At 47.5% G+C, this 21,286-nt stretch carries 17 protein-coding genes; 7 read left to right on the top strand and 10 right to left on the bottom strand.

Going from position 1 to position 21,286, the window contains the following annotated elements:
* The 4 genes from ACOJTG_RS07310 to ACOJTG_RS07325 all read left to right on the top strand — a co-directional run.
* Window positions 1-292 (top strand): efflux RND transporter permease subunit (locus ACOJTG_RS07310; RefSeq protein WP_420153202.1); only part of this gene is annotated, 292 nt, incomplete at its 5' end.
* Entirely contained in the window at window positions 285-1,721 is a 1,437-nt protein-coding gene (locus ACOJTG_RS07315; protein WP_420153203.1) for a TolC family protein, read from the top strand. The genes ACOJTG_RS07310 and ACOJTG_RS07315, both read left to right, overlap by 8 nt.
* Before the next feature lie 696 nt (window positions 1,722-2,417).
* The gene (locus ACOJTG_RS07320; protein WP_420153204.1) at window positions 2,418-4,826 is read left to right on the top strand and encodes a TonB-dependent receptor; all 2,409 of its coding nucleotides are present in this window, start codon (window positions 2,418-2,420) and stop codon (window positions 4,824-4,826) included.
* A 12-nt stretch (window positions 4,827-4,838) separates the two neighbouring features.
* The gene (locus ACOJTG_RS07325; RefSeq protein WP_420153205.1) at window positions 4,839-6,170 is read left to right on the top strand and encodes a hypothetical protein; all 1,332 of its coding nucleotides are present in this window, start codon (window positions 4,839-4,841) and stop codon (window positions 6,168-6,170) included.
* Between the two features lie 108 nt (window positions 6,171-6,278).
* Here the strand turns inward: ACOJTG_RS07325 and ACOJTG_RS07330 are convergent, their stop codons facing one another.
* The 8 genes from ACOJTG_RS07330 to ACOJTG_RS07365 form a co-directional block, all read right to left on the bottom strand.
* On the bottom strand, window positions 6,279-7,100 hold the full coding sequence (locus ACOJTG_RS07330) for an alpha/beta fold hydrolase (RefSeq protein WP_420153206.1): 822 nt from the start codon (window positions 7,098-7,100) through the stop codon (window positions 6,279-6,281).
* Between the two features lie 113 nt (window positions 7,101-7,213).
* Window positions 7,214-7,729: a DsbA family protein gene (locus ACOJTG_RS07335; RefSeq protein ID WP_420153207.1), complete on the bottom strand. Its 516-nt coding sequence runs from the start codon at window positions 7,727-7,729 to the stop codon at window positions 7,214-7,216.
* Between the two features lie 2 nt (window positions 7,730-7,731).
* A complete protein-coding gene (locus ACOJTG_RS07340; protein WP_420153208.1) occupies window positions 7,732-8,193 on the bottom strand; it encodes a redoxin domain-containing protein in 462 nt (153 codons plus the stop codon).
* Between the two features lie 46 nt (window positions 8,194-8,239).
* Window positions 8,240-8,893: a YoaK family protein gene (locus ACOJTG_RS07345; protein ID WP_420153209.1), complete on the bottom strand. Its 654-nt coding sequence runs from the start codon at window positions 8,891-8,893 to the stop codon at window positions 8,240-8,242.
* Between the two features lie 3 nt (window positions 8,894-8,896).
* On the bottom strand, window positions 8,897-9,928 hold the full coding sequence (locus tag ACOJTG_RS07350) for a cupin domain-containing protein (protein WP_420153210.1): 1,032 nt from the start codon (window positions 9,926-9,928) through the stop codon (window positions 8,897-8,899).
* A 183-nt stretch (window positions 9,929-10,111) separates the two neighbouring features.
* Window positions 10,112-12,322: a response regulator gene (locus ACOJTG_RS07355; RefSeq protein WP_420153211.1), complete on the bottom strand. Its 2,211-nt coding sequence runs from the start codon at window positions 12,320-12,322 to the stop codon at window positions 10,112-10,114.
* Between the two features lie 66 nt (window positions 12,323-12,388).
* Window positions 12,389-13,084, bottom strand: a complete 696-nt coding sequence (locus tag ACOJTG_RS07360; RefSeq protein ID WP_420153212.1) for a LytR/AlgR family response regulator transcription factor — start codon at window positions 13,082-13,084, stop codon at window positions 12,389-12,391.
* Window positions 13,085-13,193: 109 nt separating this feature from the next.
* Complete coding sequence (locus ACOJTG_RS07365) at window positions 13,194-13,667, bottom strand: Dps family protein (protein ID WP_420153213.1); 474 nt, start codon at window positions 13,665-13,667, stop codon at window positions 13,194-13,196.
* 342 nt (window positions 13,668-14,009) lie between these two features.
* Here ACOJTG_RS07365 and ACOJTG_RS07370 point away from each other — a divergent pair, with 342 nt between their 5' ends.
* On the top strand, window positions 14,010-17,450 hold the full coding sequence (locus tag ACOJTG_RS07370; RefSeq protein ID WP_420153214.1) for a PAS domain-containing protein: 3,441 nt from the start codon (window positions 14,010-14,012) through the stop codon (window positions 17,448-17,450).
* A gap of 91 nt (window positions 17,451-17,541) precedes the next feature.
* On the opposite strand, the gene ACOJTG_RS07375 is transcribed toward ACOJTG_RS07370, so the two are convergent.
* The gene (locus ACOJTG_RS07375) at window positions 17,542-18,756 is read right to left on the bottom strand and encodes a hypothetical protein (protein WP_420153215.1); all 1,215 of its coding nucleotides are present in this window, start codon (window positions 18,754-18,756) and stop codon (window positions 17,542-17,544) included.
* A 124-nt stretch (window positions 18,757-18,880) separates the two neighbouring features.
* Here ACOJTG_RS07375 and ACOJTG_RS07380 point away from each other — a divergent pair, with 124 nt between their 5' ends.
* Window positions 18,881-19,534 (top strand): hypothetical protein, encoded by a 654-nt coding sequence (locus ACOJTG_RS07380; RefSeq protein WP_420153216.1) that lies wholly within the window; start codon window positions 18,881-18,883, stop codon window positions 19,532-19,534.
* 2 nt (window positions 19,535-19,536) lie between these two features.
* Here the strand turns inward: ACOJTG_RS07380 and ACOJTG_RS07385 are convergent, their stop codons facing one another.
* On the bottom strand, window positions 19,537-20,127 hold the full coding sequence (locus ACOJTG_RS07385; protein ID WP_420153217.1) for a M949_RS01915 family surface polysaccharide biosynthesis protein: 591 nt from the start codon (window positions 20,125-20,127) through the stop codon (window positions 19,537-19,539).
* Between the two features lie 156 nt (window positions 20,128-20,283).
* On the opposite strand from ACOJTG_RS07385, the gene ACOJTG_RS07390 reads away from it, so the two are divergent.
* Window positions 20,284-21,276: a hypothetical protein gene (locus tag ACOJTG_RS07390; protein ID WP_420153218.1), complete on the top strand. Its 993-nt coding sequence runs from the start codon at window positions 20,284-20,286 to the stop codon at window positions 21,274-21,276.
* The last annotated feature ends 10 nt before the right edge of the window (window positions 21,277-21,286 follow it).

Here is a 21,286-nt window from a genome sequence, read left to right on the forward strand (position 1 = left end):
GGTTTTCAATGCCGCCATCGAGGGAGCCAAGGCTCGTTTCCGCCCCATTTTGATGACTTCTTTCGCCTTTATTGCGGGACTGATTCCGCTGGTGATTGCTACGGGCCCCGGTGCCATTGGTAACCGTACCATTGGCTCATCCGCTCTGGGTGGGATGCTTTTCGGAACGGTATTCGGCGTTATCGTCGTACCGGGTCTGTACTACATCTTTGGCAGTATTGCGGCCAAGCGTAAACTCATCAAGCACGAAGAGGAAAATCCCTTAACTGAAGAAATTGAGCATCATGTTTAGAAATCGAATCATTCAGTACGCGGGCCTGATTCTTTTTTGCCTGCTGTACACCACGGCGTGTAAGGTACCTTCGCTGGTGCCGAAAACCGAAAATAAAAAGTTACCGGGCAGCTACGGCTCTTCGGAGGATTCCACCAACACGGCTCAGCTTAAGTGGCGGGAGTTTTACAACGACCCCAACCTGGTAGCCCTGATTGACACAGCCCTGAAGAATAATCAGGAATTGAATGTGGTCTTGCAGGAGATTGAGATTTCCCGGAATGAAATCAGTGTCCGTCGGGGGGAATACCTCCCCTTCGTGGGCCTGAGAGCCGGAGCGGGTTTCGATAAAGTACCCCGGTATACCAACATCGGAGCCATGGAAGCCACTACGGAGATTAAACCGGGCAAACCCATGCCCGAACCCGTACCCGACCTTGGCTTAGGGGCCTATGCTCGCTGGGAAGTGGATATCTGGCACAAACTGCGGAATGCTCAGAAGTCAGCCGTGAAACGGTATCTGGCTTCCAGCGAAGGTCGGAACTTCGTCATTACGAACCTGATTGCCGAAGTAGCCAATAACTACTTCGAACTGTTGGCTCTGGATAATCAGCTGGCCATTCTGAAACAGAACATCGAGATTCAGACCAATGCGTTGGAAATCGTGCGACTGCAGAAGCAGGCGACCCGCGTAACTGAACTGGCCGTACGTCGATTTGAAGCTCAGGTATTGAATACCCGTAGCTTGCAGTACGACATTCAGCAACGGATTACGGAAACGGAAAACCGGATTAACTTCCTGCTGGCTCGCTATCCGCAGCCCATCGCCCGGAATGACGACGCTTTTAATACCATGATTCCGAAAACGATTCAGGCGGGTTTACCCTCGCAGTTGCTTACCAATCGTCCGGACATTCGCCGGGCGGAGTTTGAGTTGGCCGCGGCCAAGCTGGATGTACAGGTAGCACGGGCTCAATTCTACCCTTCGCTGGGTATTTCGGCTTCACTCGGTTACCGGGCCTTCAGTCCCGCCTTTTTGTTCAGCACGCCCGAGTCGATTCTGTACTCGCTGGCGGGTGAACTGGTAGGACCGCTGGTTAACCGACGAGCGATTACAGCAACTTACGCGAATGCCAATGCTCGCCAGACGCAAACGGTGTACAACTACGAGCGGGTCGTTTTGAATGCGTATTTTGAAGTAGCTAATCAACTGGCCAAGATCAATAACCTGGAAAGAAGTTATGATCTGAAATCGCAGGAAGTACAAGCCCTCACGCAGTCGATTGATATCTCCAATGATTTGTTCCAATCGACCCGGGCGGATTACATGGAGGTACTGCTTACCCAACGGGATGCTCTGGAATCACGGTTTGAACTGATCGAGACCAAAAAGCAGCAACTTAATGCCATGGTGAATATCTATCAGGCCTTAGGAGGCGGCTGGAATTAATACATTCGTCAAGCGAGTACGCTGACAAAAAGCCCGGATTCAGTTGAATCCGGGCTTTTTTGTTGGTTCAGAAAAAGCTCTTACCGGAGAACTCTCTCAGAAGATGAATGCAACCTTACCATGTTCCCGGAAGACTTCCCTAAGTACCCTTGCAAAAGCATGCTTACCCAACCAAGCAGGTTGAAACCCTAGGAATCAATAGAAATCATTAAACAAATTTTAATATATATTAAACTGAAGTTAGTCTAAAAAAGCTGGTTTTTGATTAAAATTAAAACTTCCCCATCATTTTTTAGCTTCGCTTTTTACTTGCCGTCACGGCTGGAAGTGTGTTCTTGTCAGGTCTCTTTTCTCGAAATTTTACGTCTTTCATTATCTGTTATTCAAGTAATAAATAAAGTATCAATAATTTCATTATCAAATACAAATCCCTATTTATCAATAGATTACATACTACAAATAGTCAAAACAAAAGGCATTCATTGTATAAGATCAGTCATTCGTAGAAGTACATCACCAGACGAATGGCAACCTGACATACAGACTAACAACCGCTACTGATTTCCTTACTCGCTTCATTGTAATCTTTAGCATTTTTAAAAACGGCGTTCGGAATTTTAATCCCGTTTTTATATTTTCGCACCACCATTTATTTAGTCTTGGTCTAAATAACATCCCATTGAAATTTTACCACGCATGAAATATATTTATCTGGTGTGCTTACTGCTGGCCAGTGGTTTGGCTTTTGCTCAAACCACCCCACTTCAGGTCGCTACCGTGAAAGGCAATATTCATTTCGAAGGAGGTACCGGCGTAGAGCATGTCACGGTCCGCATTAAGAATAGCAACGTAGTAACCATGTCCGATCAGCAGGGCGGTTTCGAGCTAAAGAACGTACCCTATGGACACCAGGAGATTCTGATTACATCGGTAGAAATCCAACCCAGGAGTTTAAAACTCAGCGTCCATAAATCGTCCCACAGCGTATCCGTTCTCGTTAACAAGGCCGTACAGGATCTGGCCGAAGTGCAGGTGACCCACAAAACCGAAAAAAAAGAGCTGGAAACCCAGGGCTTTGCGGTCAACGTAATCGAGACCAAGGATGTCGCCACCCGCAATTTTCAAACCAACGAAATGCTGGATCGCACCGTTGGGGTACGCGTTCGTCAGAACGGGGGTCTGGGTTCGGCAGTAACGTACAACTTGAACGGCATGTCGGGTGAGTCGGTACGTATATTTATTGACGGCATTCCTATTTCCACCTACGGAGCTTCCTTCAGTTTGAACAGCATTCCCCCGGCCTTAATCGAGCGAATTGAAGTATACAAGGGCGTCATTCCGGCTCATTTGTCTGACGATGCCCTGGGCGGAGCCATTAATGTGATCTTGAAAAAAGGGATGAGTAATAACCTCACGGCCTCGGTTTCGTACGGTTCCTTCAATACGCTACAGGCCAATGTCAGCGGTACGCATCGGTCGGCCAAAAGTGGGTTTACCGTAAAAGCTTCGGGCTTCTATAATTACTCGGACAATGATTATGAAGTGTGGGGAAAATTCGTTCGGAATATTCTTCCGAATGGTCGTTATGATTACGTTCGGGCTCGTCGCTTTAATGATTCGTATCGCTCCGTTGGCGGCCAGATTGAACTGGGTTTCACGGATGTAAAATGGGCCGATCAGTTTTTCATTGGCTACAATGGCTCCAGCGATTATAAGGAAGTACAGCACGGAACGTACATGTCCATTCCCTACAAAGGACGTTTTACGGAATCCGAAGCCCACGTGTTCAGCCTGAATTACCGCAAGAAAAACTTCGTGGTAAAGGGATTGGAGTTAACCGTAAGCGGGATGTCGAGTATGCGGAAACAGGTGGTTGTGGATACGGTGAAATGGAATTACAACTGGTACGGCGAGCGTAGCGTCGGCCTCGACGGCAGACCCATTTTGCGTCCTACGGGTGCTCAGCAGGGTGCTCCTACCATCAATCACATCAACCGAAACGTGACGACCTTCCGGGCGGGGGTAAACTATGATTTTCACAAGAACCACCGCTTGGTTGTCAACCAAATCTACTACAACATTGACCGGGATCAGCAGGATTTCATGCGATCCGTACTTGAGCGGGAATTTATCGGAACCCGTAATCTGGCCAAAAATATCACTTCGGTAGCGTACGAACTGAAAGCACTGAATTCCAAGTTACGAGCGAACATTTTCGGTAAATATTACCAACAGAAAATCGACCGCATGGATCCTGTACTGGTAGAAAACAACCGGCGGGAAAACCGCACGTCGAGTAACAAAACGACAACTGGTTACGGAGCGGCTCTTTCCTACGCGGTTATCCCTAATCTGTACCTACTTACTTCCGCCGAACGGGCGGTACGCCTTCCTTCTGAAAATGAAGTCTTTGGTAGTCCGGGCGAAAACATTGTAGAGAACTTCGGAATCCGTCCGGAAACCAGTAATAACCTCAACGTGGGTTTCCGAGCCGGAACGTACACATCCGGATCACACAAGTACAACTTTGCTGTTTCCGGTTTCATTCGGGATACCCGGGATAAGATTGTCCAACGAGTGAACCCGCGTCTGAACGATGCCGTACAAACTGATCCTTTCGAAAACCTGGGCAAGACGAAATCGATTGGTTTCGAAGTCGAGGGTAACTACATCTATAACAATAACCTGACCGTTGGACTGAGTGCCTCGAAGTTCAATTCGGTCTTCAATATGCAGTACGACCCGAATGGTCGGGAATATGATTACTACCGTCGCCAGTTGCCCAATGAGCCTTTCTTCACTATTAACAGTACGGTTCAGTATTCTTTCAAAAATGTGCTGAAGTCAAATGCAAGACTGAATGTGTATTACGGATTTCGTTTCGTAGAGCGGTTTTACACCACCTGGATGATCATTGAGGATTTCCGCACCCCGCGTCAGTACATCCAGGATCTGGGAGCGAGTTACATGTTCCCTAACAAACGCTTCATCGTGAGTGCCGACATCAAGAATATGTTCGACCGACAGGCGTACGACAATTTCGCCGTTCAGAAGCCCGGACGAGCCTTTTACCTGAAGTTAAATTACACTATAAACAATTTTTAATCAATCGCTTCCATGAGAAAACAAGGTCTGAATCTTTCCCTGTTAGCCGGTCTTTTGATGACGGTTGCCCTGACGGGTTGTAAGGATAGTAATACGGGTACCGACCCAGAAACCGACCCTAATGCGGATCGTTGGATTACGGTAGCGGGAGCCTTGATGGGCACTACGCCCGGTGATGGCAACGGGGGTACGATGGTCTATTCCGTAAGTAAGGAGGATGCCAAAAATCCGAATGTATCCATCAGTGTTTACGATAATGGTTTCGGTGTAAAATCAACGCGTACCGCTCGTTTACAAGCTTCCGAAGATGGCAAGACGCTTTTCAACATTGCTTATAACGGTGATAATGGCGGAGAATTTGCCCGCTATAAAGTAGAAGGAGCTGGCAAATACACGCAGGAAGATGTAACGGTAAACATCTCGCAGTACGCGAGTGCAACCCCACGCTGGGTGAAGCTTTTCGATGGTGACAAAACGGGTATTGCCGTAAACGTAACGACGCCGACGGCTAATAATGCTTCGAGTGGACCTACGCCATCGGCTCCCTTCGCGTATTTCCGGGGTACGGCGACGATCCTGGCTCTGAATTTACAAGACGTTTTGATTACGGGTTACAAACAGTATCAGATTCCTTTAACGGCGGCTGAAGAATTACAGGGTCACACCATTTTCCGTCTGGACGCTCCCGTACTGAACAAAGCTCAGAATAAACTCATCGTGGGTACCTGGATGCAGAAAAGAAACCCAGCCACGGGTACTACCGAATCAAACTTTACGCGTCTGGGAAGTAAAGCCGTGATTGTTGATTATCCTTCCCTGGAAAATCCGAAGGTAATTACGTCAACCGTAGGTTTTGGTGATAACAGCGGTTACCGTAGCCACAACTCATTCTTAGCGGATGATGGTAACATTTATCAGGCGACGCAACGCGACTCAAAAGGTTCGCACATTCTGAAAATCAACCAGAGTAACGAATACGACAACTCCTATGTATTCAGCTTAGACGCTGCTTTGGGCGTGAAAAACGTGTACGTGGATTGCTGGAAATACGCGGGTAATGGCATCGCGTATGCTTTGTACAGCCAGGATGGTTCGGATCAGGGTTACGTAGCTCGTTTGGATCTGAACGCGAAAACGGCTACGAAAGTAGATTTGCCTTACGAAGATGGTCTTGATTTTGGTCAGTATCAGGGCATTCTGGTGAGCGGAGACGAAGTATACATTGCCTTCACTCCCGTAGGAAAAGATGGCAATATCTACATCATTAACCGTACGTCCGGTGCCATAACCAAAGGGGCTAAACTGGTAAATAAAGCTGGTAACCACTACATCGGTATTTTCTAGTACTCTTTCGTACGAACATCAATAAAAAGCTGTCTCCCTTTCGAAAGGGAGACAGCTTTTTATTGATTAGCCCGTAGGTAACTAGACTAAGAAGAATATGGACTTCCGTTACGCTTGGATGAACGCCAGTATATCTGCATTGATCGTGGGGGCTTCAGTTGTAGGCATACCGTGCGGAAATCCTGGGTAGGTAATGAGTTTTCCGTTTTTGAGCAGTTTCACCGCTTTTTCCGCTGAGTTATGGATCGGCACGATTTGATCGTCTTCGCCGTGGAGCACCAGAACGGGAATGTCCACCGCTTTTAAGTCTTCCGTAAAATCCGTCTCTGAAAACACTTTGATACAGTCATAATGAGCTTTGATCCCGCCCATCATGGCCTGTCGCCACCAGTTATCCTGAATGCCCGGCGAAACGTTCGCTCCTTCACGATTGTATCCGTAAAAAGCCGTCGTAAAATCTTTAAAATACTGGGGTCGCTTTGTGGCCGTTCCCTCCCGGATTTCATCAAAAACCGATAAGGGTACGCCATCGGGATTATTCTCGCTTTGAACCATGACGGGCGTTACGGCACTGATCAAAACCGCTTTGGCTACGCGATCTCTTCCGTACTTGGCTACGTACCGAATGACCTCACCTCCACCCGTGGAATGCCCGATGTGGATGGCATCTTTCAAATCAAGAAAAGTAGTAAGCTCGGCGACATCGGCTGCGTAGGTATCCATGTCGTTGCCGGTATCGGTTTGCGTAGACCGGCCGTGTCCCCGACGATCATGGGCAATCACCCGGAATCCCTTTTCGAGGAAAAACATTAATTGAGCATCCCAATCATCACTCGACAGGGGCCAGCCGTGGTGAAACACGATGGGTTGACCCGTTCCCCAGTCTTTGTAATAGATTTCGGTACCGTCTTTAAGCGTTAACTTACTCATGGTTTTTGGGTTTAAAAGGTTGTTCACTACTCAGAAGATACTAGAAATTGACGCGGCTTACTACAAGCTTTTTTACAAACCAGCAATATGTATTGGGAAGAAGGACCCTATTTCTAGCTAGCGTTTGATCGAATGAGATCCAGCAAATTTTCTGCTCCGCCGTTAAATTTCTGGCCGTTTACAAAGAAGGAAGGGGTACCATTGACCCCACTGTGCATCCCACTTTCAAAATCGGCGTCTACTCGATCTTCCAACGAATCCTGCTTTAAATCATGTTGAAGTTTTGTTTGATCCAGGCCTAGTTTTTCAGCCAGCTCAAACAGAAAGTCGGTACTTAATGATGATTGGTTTTCGTAAATAGCGTCGTGCATTTCCCAGAATTTTCCCTGCAACGCGGCGGCCTCGGCTACGAGTGCGGCTGGACGAGCAAAGGGGTGAATTTCAGACAAGGGAAAGTTGCGGAATACGAACTTGATTTGATCCCCGAATTCACGCATTAATTCTTTCAAAACCGGATACGCCGCTCCGCAGTAAGGGCATTGGTAATCCCCATATTCGACGATTACCAAATTGGCGTCTGCCTTACCGATTGCGTGGTCTTGACTGCTAACGGATGGTTTTAATTGCATGGCTAGTGATTGGTTAGAGATTCCAGAGCGTCCAAAATTCCATCGGCACCGGGATTTATCGCCGTCGGTGACCGATAACTCCAGGCAATGACGCCGTCCTTATCAATGACAAAAAGAGCCCGATCGCATTCACCCTCGGCCTCGTTATAGACTCCGTATTGCTTAGAGATGTCTCCCTTCGGTTCAAAATCGGCCAGTAGGGGGAAGTGTAAATTTCTGGATTGAGAAAAAGCCAGATGGCACCACTTACTATCTACCGAAATACCCAAAATTTGAGCATTGTACTTTTTAAAATACTTGAGCATTTCATTGTACAAGGCCATCTGGTCACTGCATACGGGACTCCAGTCAGCGGGGTAAAAGGCCAGGACCACATTACTACCTCTAAATTCACTCAGACTAACTTTCTGATCGGGGGTGGCATACAAAGTGAAATCCGGGGCTTTGTCATGAACAGTTAACATAAGCAGTAGAGGTTGAGATAAGGTGTTGGCCCGTAGGTTAATTACTTCACAAACGAGTATAGGTATACGACAAAAACCATAAGGCCCCAGCTGGTACGCACAATACCCAGGAATGAAAGGTCTGCAAACAAACTACTGCCAGCCCCGCTCCTCCGATAAAACCCAGCCATATCAGTAACAGACGCAAAGCATTCTTTTTGCTTTGCTGCTTATCAGCAAAGTTTTTTGCCGTAGTAAACAAAGCCATCTGGCGGGCAATGGTACTAAGCGTACCCGTTACAAAATCGGTATTGACCGCTTGTTTTCCCACTGCAGTAATGAGGGTATTCATCAGCCCCATCGCGAAAGCAATGACTCCAACGGAGATCGTTTGGGCGATGGTAAGGACGTGCGATAAAAATACATAAAAAAACAGAATGCCGGAAATTACCCGGAAGAGTCTAATTCGAGTACGTTCACCTTCGCCAATCAAGGCGTAAGTTCCCGCGTATACGCCCGTCGTAAAACTTACTATGGCCGTCATACAGGTAAGCACGATGCCGTATTTTTCTTGAGTAATCGAAAAACCAGCCTGGGTCGTATTGCCACTCATGAACGATACGTACGTTTTGCATTGCAGGAAAGCCACCGCATCGATGAATCCTGCCAGAAGGGCCATAATAACGGCCAGTCGTTGCTGAGCCGCCAGTGACGCTTGCATAGTTTAGGGAATCAGGAATTTCTGCGTATGCGGGAATTGATTCACGATTTCCGCCCCTACTCCGAAATTACCTTCCAGTAGATCTGCTGGGTTGCCCTTTAGCCACATACTCAAATCGATGGCTTCATAGTGGCCACTGTTGAACCCGAGTAATACAATCAGTTTGGTATCTCCGGTGTTTTTAATGTAATGGCCCGCACCCATGGGTACGTATCCCACATCTCCCGCTTCAAAGTCATCCCGAACGAAGTTTCCTTCCGCCAAGAATACGCCCATTTCGGCCTTGCCCTGAATGAAATACTGCCATTCATCCGCGTTCGGATGCCAATGGAGTTCGCGTAACCCACCGGGTTCGATTTCGAACACCGTTCCAGTAATTGTTTTGGCAATGGGGAAGTCAGCCTGCGTTACGACTCGCTGGGTTCCACCTCCCGGAACGACACGGGGCTGCTGGGCTCCCAGTGGATACCGGTGTGGGGAAGTCAACGTGGCGGTAGGGCTTGGCAATCCGATGCCTGAGCTGACGGACGGCACTTGCCCCTGAGCGAAGTAGACTTCTTTGTGCGGAAGCTTGCCTACCTCTTCCACGCTGATCCCCAGATTTTGGGCGGCTATTTCAGGCGGTACCGAAGAAACAAAGTCAGTAATACTAAAGGTGTGGTCTTCAGAGAAGTTACCATTATCGAAAATGAGAATGAAGTGACACTGCTCCGTACCCATGCACTGAAGCACGTGTCCGTATCCCCTGGGAAAGTACCAGACGTCCCCCGGCGAAAAAAGGTCTACGTGTGTATTGCCTTGCGGATCAACTACGGTAGTGCGAAGGTTCCCCGAGATAACGTAGGCCCATTCGGCGGCGTTGGCGTGCCAGTGTAGTTCCCGCATGGCTCCGGGGTCCAGTCGCATGGACACACCCGCCAAACCGACCGATGCCGGAAAATCAACTACGGATGCTCCCCGGGTAATCCCACCATCACCGAGGCGAGGTTCTTTTTTCTCCAGTTCGTATTTAAAACTAATTTTTTCCTGAGCCATGATAGATTAGATAAGAGGTTTTTTTGTTTTCTGAATTAAAAGTACCGCTCTTCTAGGTCTGAACCCAGGATGAATCGTTGAACAGGCAAAAGCAATCGTTGAAATCAAGAGCCGGATCGTTCAGCATAAAAAAGCCCCGGATGTCGCAGGACAGCGGGGCTTTTGGGCAAATACGCAGAGCTACTAAGGGTGATTGGCGTAGAAATGCATGGCCTCTTTCAGGGAAGTTTCAAGAATGGTCTGAATTTCCTGTAGTATCTGTAGTGTCTCCGGGACAGGCTGGGTTTGATGTTCCAGAAAATCCAGTTGGTTTTCCAGCAAGGGCAGTATCCCCATCATCGAAACGCTGGTCTTTAAATCGTGAGCTATGTGATTGACTAAGGGATAATCCCCCAACTGATACGCCTGCATCAATTGCTTTAGAGCCTGGGGTACCTCCTCGATGAATTGCAAGGTTACCTTTTTCTCAAAATTTTGGTCGCCACCGCTGATTAATCGCATGTAACTCAGATCAATCTTTTCGTACGAACCCGGAATACGTTCGGAAATTGTTACGGGCTGTTTCGGTTTCAAAAAGCCGAATCGCGAGATTACATTAAAAAGTTCCTCTTCATTGATCGGCTTGGAAATGTATTCATTCATCCCTCGACTAAGGCATTTTTCCCTTTCCCCCGCCATCGCATGGGCCGTCATGGCAATAATAGGTATCTCCAGTTGAAGCACTTCCCGGATCTGCTGGGTAGCCGTATAGCCATCCATGTGTGGCATCTGAATATCCATCAATATCAAATCGTAGGTACTATCCCGCAGCTTTTCCAGGGCCTCTAAACCGTTACTTACCACGTCAAAAGCTACATTCCATTGTAGCAACAAATGCTTCATCAGACTCTGATTCGTCGCATTATCGTCAACAACCAGAATAGACAGCGGCATGTAGGTTTTGTCTTTCAAATAAATAGCCTCCGAAACGGGCTTTTGATCCAATTGCTCTTCGGCCACTTCGTATGGAATGTAAAAGTCGAAGGTGGTACCTTTTCCCGGTTTACTCTGAACCGTAATCGTCCCCTGCTGTAAGAAAATGAGATTTTTAGCGATGGACAGGCCTAAACCCGTACCGCCATAATTCCGGGTGGTCGAGGCTTCGCCCTGATTAAACCGATCGAAGATTTCTTCCAGTTTTTCACTTTCAATGCCGATTCCGGTATCCGTAATTCGAAAGCCCAGTTGAATGGCCTTATTCCCTAACGATTTATTATATACGTCAATACTGATATGGCCTTGCTGCGTAAACTTGATGGCATTACCGATCAGGTTGACTAAGACTTGCGTAAGCCGGGTAGCATCACCGATTAGCGTGTCGGGAATGGAAGGATCGATGGTTACGTACAGTTGTAACCCTTTTTCTTTCAGTCGTTCGCCGAATAAGGTTTGAATGGAATGTACTAATCCACTCACGCTGAACACCCCAGGCGTAATCCGCATCATTCCGGCCTCGATTTTGGATAAATCTAGAATCTCATTGATGATGGCCAGCAGACTTTCGCCTGACTTCTGAATGGAATGCACGAACGCCATGGATTCAGTATCCAGTTTTCTTTTTTGCAGTAAATTGGTGAAGCCCAACATACCGCTCAGGGGCGTACGGATCTCGTGGCTCATATTCGCCAGAAAATTTTCCTTAGCCTGAGCAGCAACGGATGCTTTCTTCTCCGACTCATTCAACTCCTGGATCAGCTGATTTTGTCGCTGAAACTGTCGGACAATAAACAAACAAATGACCCCGCCACCCGCGAACAGTAAAATCAGAATCGCCAGATCATACCAGCGGGCCTTGTTACCCCGCTCTTCACTTTCCTGACTCAGTTGCATCATTTCGTACTGCCGGCTTTCGTAGATTTTAGCCGTTGTCGCCGTGATCTCGTCCGAGATTTTCCGGGCTCGGGGATTGACGATTGAGCTGGTTTCATTCATGTTTCCCTGTACCAGAAAACGATTCAACAGCCTTTCCTTGGTGCTTTTCTTTTCCAGTGCCAGCACGCTCAATCGCCGGATCATGCGGTGAACGGCCGTATCCGTCGTGTTGGTTGAAAGCGAATCCAGGAACATTTCCACCTTATCGATATTCTCGTCCACCCCTTTTAGGTGCGAGGTATCATTGGTAGCAATGGATGCCCTGATACGACTTTCGACGCTTAAAATATCCCGATCTATTTCGCGGAGGTAATTCCCGGCACGCAGCTCTTTGAGCAACGTTGCATTCGTATTAATCAGCTTTACCGTGTTTCGGGTTGAATTGATTTGTAAAGCCAAGAGCAAAACAGTCCCGGCAATGAAGGCCAGAAAAATGAAATAGGCGAAACGCTTATTACCCATTACCGAAGAAATAATTGTCATTGGAAGCTCTGGGTAGGCATGATGATAACTCCATTACGTTTATACATTGACCTTTTCTAAAGGAGATCAAAACACATTCATTCGAGCATTAAGGCTTTTTCGGTACGCATCGGCTACGGGCAGAAATTTATCCCCAATCGTCACGCCGCCATCCTGAAGCGTATCAATTTTATTGACGGACACAATGTAGGACCGATGAATCCGGATAAATTGGGTGGAAGGTAGTCGTTCTTCCGCCGTTTTCAGTTTCCCGTGAATGGCAAACATTTTCTGGGCTGTATAAAACTTTACATAATCCCCCATGGCTTCCGCGTACAGAATATCTTCGAAACGCAATCGTCGAATGATCGTGGTATCCCGGATAAACAAAAACTCATCGTTTTCATAGTGCACGTTTTCCCGTTTGCTATCGACAATGGATTTTGCTTTGGCAATCGCCTGAATGAACCGAGCCGGCGTAACGGGTTTTAGCAGATAATCGGCAATGTTCAGTTCAAACGCCTCCAGTGCGTACTCCTTTTTTGAAGTCGTAAATACGATAACCAGATTTTGGCCTACTAAATTTCGGGTTAACTCCAAACCCGTCATTTCAGGCATTTCAATATCCAGAAATAGTAAGTCTACTTCCTGTTGTTGCAGGTGATTATACGCATCCATTGCATTGGAATACTCTCCTACGATCGTCAGGCCATTTACCTGCTTGGCGAGCTGACTCAGAATGGATCTGGCAATGGCATTATCGTCGACAATTAGGCCGGTCATAGCGGGGATTCGGTTGTTGCTTTCAAATATATTTGATTCCCTACGATGCTCGTTCTTTTCACCCGCAAAATTGCCTCCTGCGTTACTGGCTCAGTAAAAAAAGGATAATCTAACGGAAATAGGACCGCAACATCCAGGCCATTTGTTCGTGTTTTTCCATCAGACCCGTAATGAAGTCACTGGTTCCGTAATCTTTGTATTGCTCCGCAAAGGGTACGATGTTACCCCGTAGAAAGGCAATGATACTTTCATGATCAGCCAGCAAATCTTTCATAAACCCCCGACCATCATTGGTATGTTCGGTGTATTCCGTCAGGTGCGTTAATTGCAGAAACACTTTCATACTGGCGGGGGCGTAATGACCAATCTGACGAATGCGTTCGGCTACACTATCGACGAGTTCATCCAATTGCCGATACTGCGTTTCGAAGAAGAGATGCATGGCGTGAAAATCATCGCCGGTTACATTCCAATGGGCATTACGGGTTTTCGTGTAAAGCAGATACTCATCGGTTAAAACCTTGGTTAACTGAGCAGATACGGCGTGCGTATGGGGTTCGGGAATACCAATATTTACTTTCATGACCGTAGCGTTTGTGTCTGTTGACAAAACTATAACTACCGATAAGAATGTAACAACGGTAATCGTTGGACGGGTCAACTCAATCGTTGAATCAGCCTTCTTACCCTACGAAAGCCCTTTACATCTTTGGTAGATTAATCAACTTTTTACAGTATTTCAAAAGTCGTTCCTTAAGCTTGCCCACACACGAATGAGTACCCTAAAAAAAAATCCACTACCTCAAGCCTAGAAAAAGAGTTAACCTCGTCTTTTTATACTTATATAAGACCAAATAGACTTATCTTGGTGCTTGTACGCAAGCTATAAGTTACCCGCCAAATGCATTATCTGAGACAAGAACTTTTGAAATTACTAGTGAACGATGACCGCATTTTTGATTTTTTTCAAGATGCGGGCATCTGGACCTGGGATTTAGTTAATCCTGACAATCAGTGGATGAATCATACCTTTTGGGAAACGTTAGGTTATCAGCCTGACGAGATGCCTGAAATTTTCCAAGGCTGGCGAACCCTGATTCATCCGGACGATGTCAAATTAGTTCAACAGTCATTGCAGAGCCATCTAGCGGACCCCTCGCAACCGTTTGAAGCCATTATTCGGTATTTGCATAAAAATGGCTCCTTGGTATGGATTCGCTGCCGGGGTATTGCGTTGCGTGACCAATCGGGTAAAGCGATCCGCATGCTAGTCTCGCACATAGACATAACGAAAGAAAAAGAAGCCGAATTAAAAGCCCGTCAGGAGTCGCTACTCTACCAGTACATTACCAATAGCGAAGTTCTATACATTGCCAAGACGGACCTAGAAGGCAGATACACTTTTGTGAGTGAGTATTACGCCAAAGTTTTAGGGCACACCCCGGAATACCTGATGGGCCGATTGGCCAGTGAAGATGTCATCGAAGAAGATTTGCCCATTGGACATGAAACATACCAAGCCTGCATCCAACAACCGGAAGTCCCCATTACGATTTTATTAAGAAAAAGAATCTATCCCAATCTGGTAAAAGCTTACGAATGGACCTACCTGGGCTTGACGGATGGGCAAGATCGTCCGGTATCAGAAATTCTTTTTTTAGGCCGTGACGTTTCTGAAAGTGTAAGAACCGAAGCCGATTTATCGGTTTTGCTTTCCAGTATGAGTGATATTTTTTTCATGAGTACGCCCAAAGGCTTGATTACGTATTTAGCTCCGGTCTGGACTCGCGTGTTGGGCTATGAGGTAGAATCCTGTTTAGGGCAACCCTTAGAGGCCTTTATTCATCCGGAAGATGTTGCTCCGTCCTGGGAGGCTATGGAACAAGCGAATACGTCGGGACGAGCCCGCCTGATTCAGCGACTACGGCACCAGGATGGTCATTATTTATGGATGCAAACGCAGGCAAATCGGCACGAAGTAAGCGGAGAAATCGTCTGGACCAGTGATGACATAACGGATCGTAAAGAGGCGGAAGAAGCTTTACTACGGACCCAACAACTTTTAGAACATACGGCTCAGATCGCTCGCGTGGGAGGCTGGGAGTACATCGTTAGTACGGAGAAAGTATATCGCTCTTTGGAAGCTCAGGCCATTTACGAGGTAGAGCAGAGTGAGATTTTGGATACTGACAGCGTTTTTCAAGCTTTTACGGATGTAAACCTCCGTCAGCAGGCTAGGGATATTCTTCTGCATGCGAGAGACACGAATAGTACCTGGGATTTCGAGGGCGAGATTTTAACCGCGAAGGGTAATCGCAAGTGGATTAGAAGTCAGGGAAGAGCTGAATTTAAAAATGGCACGTGTGAACGCCTCATTGGTACTACCCAGGACATTACCGAGCAGAAAGCCGCTCAGGTAGAGTTATTACGAACGCAACAGTTTTTGGAAGATACGGGCCGGATGGCCAAAGTCGGAGGCTGGGAATTAAGTCTGCCCAACGAGCAACTCTACTGGTCTTCGGTTACGAAAGAAATACATGAAATGCCTCCGGAGGTTGAACCAACCCTAGCTGCCGCACTTAGTTTTTATGCCACGCCTCAAGACCAAGAGCTAATTTTGAAGGCCTTGCAACAGACCATACAAACGGGTATCCCCTGGGATTTGGAAGCCCGTATCCGAACGGCAACGGGCCAACTCAAATGGGTGCGATCAAAGGGCCGGACTGAATTTGTGAAAGGACAGTGCGTACGGGTATTTGGAACGTTTCAGGACATTGATGATCGCAAACAAATCCAGGCCGAAACCGAAAAAGCCCGCCAGCAGGCCGAAGCAGCAAGCCGGGCTAAATCGGAGTTTCTGGCCAATATGAGCCACGAAATCCGCACTCCCCTGAATGGGGTTATCGGCTTTACGGAACTTTTACTAAAATCCCAACTTGACGAGACGCAAGTACAGTACCAGCAAATGGTCCTCCAATCGGCCAATTCCCTACTGGACATCATCAGTGACATTCTCGATTTTTCAAAAATCGAAGCGGGTAAACTGGCCCTCAATCCCGATAAAATAAATGTCTGGCAGCTTACCGAGCAGGCCCTAACGATCATCACTTCGCAAGCCCACCAAAAAGGGTTGGAAGTTCTCCTCAATATTGACCCTGCGGTACCAAGCTGGATTTGGATCGATGGTGTTCGTTTACGACAAATCCTGGTCAATCTGCTGGGAAATGCCGTTAAATTTACCCTCAGCGGTGAAATTGAGTTGAGTATTCATGTGATCAAAACCCAAGGTAACCAGGCTACTTTACGCTTTTCCGTTCGCGATACGGGCGTGGGTATTGCCCTTGAAAATCAGCAGAAAATCTTCGAAGCATTCACGCAGGAAGACCTTTCCACCACGAAAAAATTCGGTGGTACAGGCTTAGGACTGACCATTTCAAGCCGCCTCTTACGACTGATGAACAGTGTTTTCGTTCTGGAGAGTACGCCCAATCAGGGCAGCACCTTCAGCTTTGACCTGGACGTACCGGTTGAATCCCAGCCCCGTAAAACCTGGCCTAACTTAAAAGCGATCCGCTCCGTATTGATTGTGGACGATAATGCCAGTAATCGGCTCATCCTGGAACGAATGCTTCTGCTGGAAAATATTGCCAGTACGCAGGCGAAAGACGGAATAGAGGCTCTAACGTTAGCCGCTCGTCAGGATTTTGATGTGATCATCCTGGATTACCACATGCCTTCGCTCAACGGCTTGGATACCTTGACGCAACTGCGAACGTACAGTCGCAAAGCTCAACAACCCTTTGTGATCATGTACAGCTCTTCCGACGATGAGCAGTTGCAACGTATTTCGCCGGATTTACAGGTGGCCCAGCGACTGATTAAACCCGTACGAACGCATCAATTGTTTAGCGTACTTTCAAGCTTGTTTGAACCTCCCCGCACTCCTGCTACGGATACTGCTGTCGCGTCGGAACAAGACTTATCAAAAAGCTTTTCCGTACTGATTGTGGAAGATAATCCGGTCAACCTTTTATTGGCTAAAAAGCTCATCGGCTCCCTCAGACCCGATCTGAAACTTTACGAAGCAAAGGATGGCTTTCAGGGCGTGAAAGCGTATCAAAATTACCAGCCGGACCTGATTCTAATGGATATCCAAATGCCGGAAATGAATGGCTACGAAGCTACGCAGGCGATCCGGGCCTTGGAGGCTTCGAGGGGTACGCATACACCGATCTTAGCCCTTACCGCGGGAACCTTACCCGGCGAACGCGAACGGTGTCTGGCTGCGGGCATGGATGAGTACCTGACCAAACCCGTCGCACGAGCGGTACTGGAAAAAGCATTGAATGAGGTTTTACCCCGTTGAGTTGATTAAAATACGGTAGTAGTTCCGTTCCAGGTATTCCGATTCAAGGTTAGTACCTGGAACCTTATAAACCCTACGCTTAACCTAGCCTTTATTCCATGCGGGAGAGCTTATAGTCGTGAATCACCTTTCCCGCTGGCGATACCACTAACACGCCGTGGACGTAATCCGCTTCCGGACCTCGGCGGTACTCGATGGCAAATCCCTGCTTACATTTCGCCGTGCTATACAAGGTGTAGGTGTCGGGTGCTAAGGCCCACAAAATTTCTCCCGTTTGTACATCGATTCGCTGAATCGTGATGGGCGGATTGGGGGCGGCTGTCGTATTGACTACAATTAGTAATGCTTTGTCATCCTGATACAGAATTTTCGGAGCAAAGTATTTTCTTCCGGGGGTCAGATTTTGCCGCTTTACTTCACCCGTAGTTTTGGAATAGTTCGTTTCGATGAGCTGATACTCCCGGTTCTCATCGAAGGGACCACCCAAATAACCGAATTCAAAGAAATGACGGTCGAACTCCGTTTTCCATACCAGCTCCGCCTGCTCCACTGTTTCTACCAGTCGCTGAATCGTTGGAAAGTAGTAATAGCTTTTCCCTTCGTTGTTCATCACCTTGATCATCGCTTTAGCGTAATCAAAGTCCAGTCGGGCTACGCCTGAACTCAGGGCAGGGAAGTCTTTAAAAACTTCTTGCGTAACTTCCTTTAACTCATTATGCTCGACATCCAGTTGTACCAATTGCGTACTACAACCAATGGCGTAGATCAGATGGGGAGCGTAGGTTTTGAAATCCAGAGCACACCGCTTTGTACCAAACGTTTCGTCAGCGATTACGCGATCTATCAATAATTTTCCGTCCGTTACCCGATTAAACTGAGCGTGTACTTCCTGCTTTCCGGTACCGTTTCCCTGGTCGATAGGATCTGTTCCCAAACGCAGATAGACCGGGTCGCCCGTGAGGGCGTTGGTGTACACGAAGCTGTCGTAGTACATGCGGGGCGGCTTATACGTAGAAACCACATACGTGGTTGCTTTTTTGGATTGAAAACCAATCACGATACCATACACGACCAAAATTCCCGCAATAATACCAAGCAGCAGAAACATCGGCAGCCGCCCGTTCCCCGGTGGTGCGGAGCTGGGCCGAGGCGGCACCGGATCGTAGTGGTGATACACATGGGTATCGTTGCTCTCCAGGTAGTATTCCGTACGGCAATTCTGGCACTGAAATAGGTTGGGTCTAAGCTCAATTTTGAGCGTACTGCTGCAATGCGGACAATGGATTGCTTTGATTTGTTGGGCCATGCTTGGATAAAAACAATCGAAACATGGATTAGGTTTTAGGAAAAGTACGTCGGTTTGGGAGCCATCCCTTTCCGGCATTCATTCACGTTCTGATCTAACCTGAATCCGTCTTAATAGTACCCGTATGCATCGTTTCGCCACTGGATTCTTGCTTGGATACGGGATCTTGGTTCTGATGGTTCACGTCAGTATCGACTATTTTCTGGATTTGTACACGTTTACGGATTCCGGTACGGTGGCACTCGTTGCCGGTGTGGCGGTCTTGCCATTGGCCGTATACACCCTCTTTCGGCTCCTGCCTATCCTCGAATGGCCGTGGTACGGTAATGTGCTCATCAGTTTCGCCATCGGCGGTTTTTACGTTCTATCCGCCTATTTCACCGTCAAAAAACTGGATCTGCTCTGGAGTGTGGCTACGCGACCCGGTACTGAACAACAGTGGCCAATCGGTGCCGTCGAAAAAGTTTTTGCCGGACGAGCGGGCTTCGTCCATACCCAAGTTACGTTACGGATGAATCAGAAACCGATCCCTCTGGAAGCCTCCCGAAGTAGCTATTTCTGGTTGAAAAACCGAAAAACCATTCGTGGAAAAGTAAGTATTTCCGGTCTCAATGAATACGTGATACGAGAGCTAGACGTATCCGCCAACGAACGCTGGCAGGCCCGAGGAGCGTACGGGCAGGACTGGTTTCAGCGGTATCGGTGGCTGGGTATACTCCTCGTTTTGTACGTGATCTGGCAAGTGCTTAAAGACCGATTTTTCTCGAAGACGCCCTAGTCTTATTCCATCACTTCCACCAGATAGGCCTTCCATAGCTGCTCGGCGTACCTTTCAAACGTACTCTTTCGAAAGCCATTGCTGGTAATGGTTCCGCCGTCGGGTTGTACGGCATGGCCCACTTTCAGTTTGCCCATACCCCGCATCGCGTATTTCGTAGTGCCTTCGTGCATGATGATTTTTAGCTCACTGGGACTCACGTCTCCCCGGCAACCGATCCGATACGCTACCCATACTTCCGCCTTTCCATTTTTGTCTAGATCCGTAACTTTAAAAGAACCGGGAACAAAGACAGCGACCCGATCCAGCGGACAATCGCTTATGCCATCGCGTAATTGCCAGAGCATTGAACCGTTTGACGTATACACATACGCAGCAAGATGAGCCTGATCTTCCAACGTAGTAGTTTCGGTAGTAAGGGCTACGTAATTGCCCGTTTGATCCTGAAACTGAAGGGCCTGCAAGGGCTTTCCCTTATACAAAAGGCCGGAAGGCAAGGCGGTAGGGGCCACTACCTTTGACTGTACTTGTCCCCAGACTACAGCCTGAATCGAGACGATGAAAAGGGTACTCAGCAAGCGTAGAAGTATCATGATTCGGTAAGACCTAAATCTTAGTACAATCCCGTAGAAAGAAGTGCTTCGAAGAATGAACGGCGTTTTTGGTTTCAGTACTAGGCGATCCATTTCTTCAGAAAAACCATTTTCTTAGCCAAAAGTTATTGCTAAAACCTTTTTCAATCTATTCCTATGTCTTTGAAAAGTCTGTCAAAAACCCGCTGGAGCCTTGAACCGCAGCGGGTGGTTATTTACCCGTCCGGAGTATTTTACCTATTTACGATTGTCTTTGCCGTATTTGCTACCGGGCTCCTGTTACTTTACGTCACCTATCAAAACACCACGTTTTCCGAATCGCTTCCTTTTGTGCTTTTTCTACTCCTGATCGTGGCGATCTTCTGGGGTCATGCGGGTACGTTCGTCGAATTTGATCACAACAAAGGGCACATGCGTAAGATGTTCTTGGGATTTATTCCAACGACGACTACGCCACTATTCAAACTTCAGGGAATCAATGCGGTAAGTAATTTGGCGGGCAGCTATAATTATCGGCTATTTCGTAAAGATTCCCGCTATGGGAAGGGCTTGGTTGTTTCCTGCGGGTATACCAAATCCAATGACCCGAACGCCCTGGCATTTGTCGAGGAAGCCGTACCAGTAATCCATCAGTTCCTGGATCAATACAATACGCCCGCTGATTACGTAAAGGTACCGCTTACATCCTATCAATTTTTCACGAAAGAAGGGCCTGTTTTTACGGTTAAAAACACTAAAGCCGGAGCAATCGTGATTGGATTAATTTTCATCGCCATTGGTATTTCGCTGCTGGGTCTGGAAACTAACGGCCTATTGGCGAAAGTAGTAATCATCGCGATTATGCTGGGACTCGGATTTATTTTCTTCAATGCCGCCTATACCCAAACGACTTTAAACACCGATACGCAGTTGATCGAACGAACCGGATGGATCAAGGGTCTGAACAAACGGTATCACTTTGGAGCTTTCGCTGGACTGCAAACCGTACGCCAATCGATTAATTTCGTGTATACGGGCACCTCCATTAACATGCATTTTCACGTACCCGGCAAGGCCGATCGGCAGGACGTGTTTGCCATTGCCACGTTCCGAAAAAGTGCTCAGGTAGAACGTTTCGTCGATGAGCTTTACCAGATCATGGAAGGTTAAAGAGAAAACG

The organism is Siphonobacter sp., assembly GCF_048595215.1.
Taxonomy (GTDB): domain Bacteria; phylum Bacteroidota; class Bacteroidia; order Cytophagales; family Spirosomataceae; genus Siphonobacter.

Coding starts and splice junctions, on each gene's coding strand:
- ACOJTG_RS07390 (WP_420153218.1), top strand. CDS start 20,284: ATGTCTTTGAAAAGTCTGTCAAAAACCCGCTGGAGCCTTGAACCGCAG.
- ACOJTG_RS07340 (WP_420153208.1), bottom strand. CDS start 8,193: ATGTTAACTGTTCATGACAAAGCCCCGGATTTCACTTTGTATGCCACC.
- ACOJTG_RS07350 (WP_420153210.1), bottom strand. CDS start 9,928: ATGGCTCAGGAAAAAATTAGTTTTAAATACGAACTGGAGAAAAAAGAA.
- ACOJTG_RS07335 (WP_420153207.1), bottom strand. CDS start 7,729: ATGCAATTAAAACCATCCGTTAGCAGTCAAGACCACGCAATCGGTAAG.
- ACOJTG_RS07365 (WP_420153213.1), bottom strand. CDS start 13,667: ATGAAAGTAAATATTGGTATTCCCGAACCCCATACGCACGCCGTATCT.
- ACOJTG_RS07360 (WP_420153212.1), bottom strand. CDS start 13,084: ATGACCGGCCTAATTGTCGACGATAATGCCATTGCCAGATCCATTCTG.
- ACOJTG_RS07320 (WP_420153204.1), top strand. CDS start 2,418: ATGAAATATATTTATCTGGTGTGCTTACTGCTGGCCAGTGGTTTGGCT.
- ACOJTG_RS07375 (WP_420153215.1), bottom strand. CDS start 18,756: ATGGCCCAACAAATCAAAGCAATCCATTGTCCGCATTGCAGCAGTACG.
- ACOJTG_RS07380 (WP_420153216.1), top strand. CDS start 18,881: ATGCATCGTTTCGCCACTGGATTCTTGCTTGGATACGGGATCTTGGTT.
- ACOJTG_RS07345 (WP_420153209.1), bottom strand. CDS start 8,893: ATGCAAGCGTCACTGGCGGCTCAGCAACGACTGGCCGTTATTATGGCC.
- ACOJTG_RS07385 (WP_420153217.1), bottom strand. CDS start 20,127: ATGATACTTCTACGCTTGCTGAGTACCCTTTTCATCGTCTCGATTCAG.
- ACOJTG_RS07355 (WP_420153211.1), bottom strand. CDS start 12,322: ATGACAATTATTTCTTCGGTAATGGGTAATAAGCGTTTCGCCTATTTC.
- ACOJTG_RS07330 (WP_420153206.1), bottom strand. CDS start 7,100: ATGAGTAAGTTAACGCTTAAAGACGGTACCGAAATCTATTACAAAGAC.
- ACOJTG_RS07325 (WP_420153205.1), top strand. CDS start 4,839: ATGAGAAAACAAGGTCTGAATCTTTCCCTGTTAGCCGGTCTTTTGATG.
- ACOJTG_RS07315 (WP_420153203.1), top strand. CDS start 285: ATGTTTAGAAATCGAATCATTCAGTACGCGGGCCTGATTCTTTTTTGC.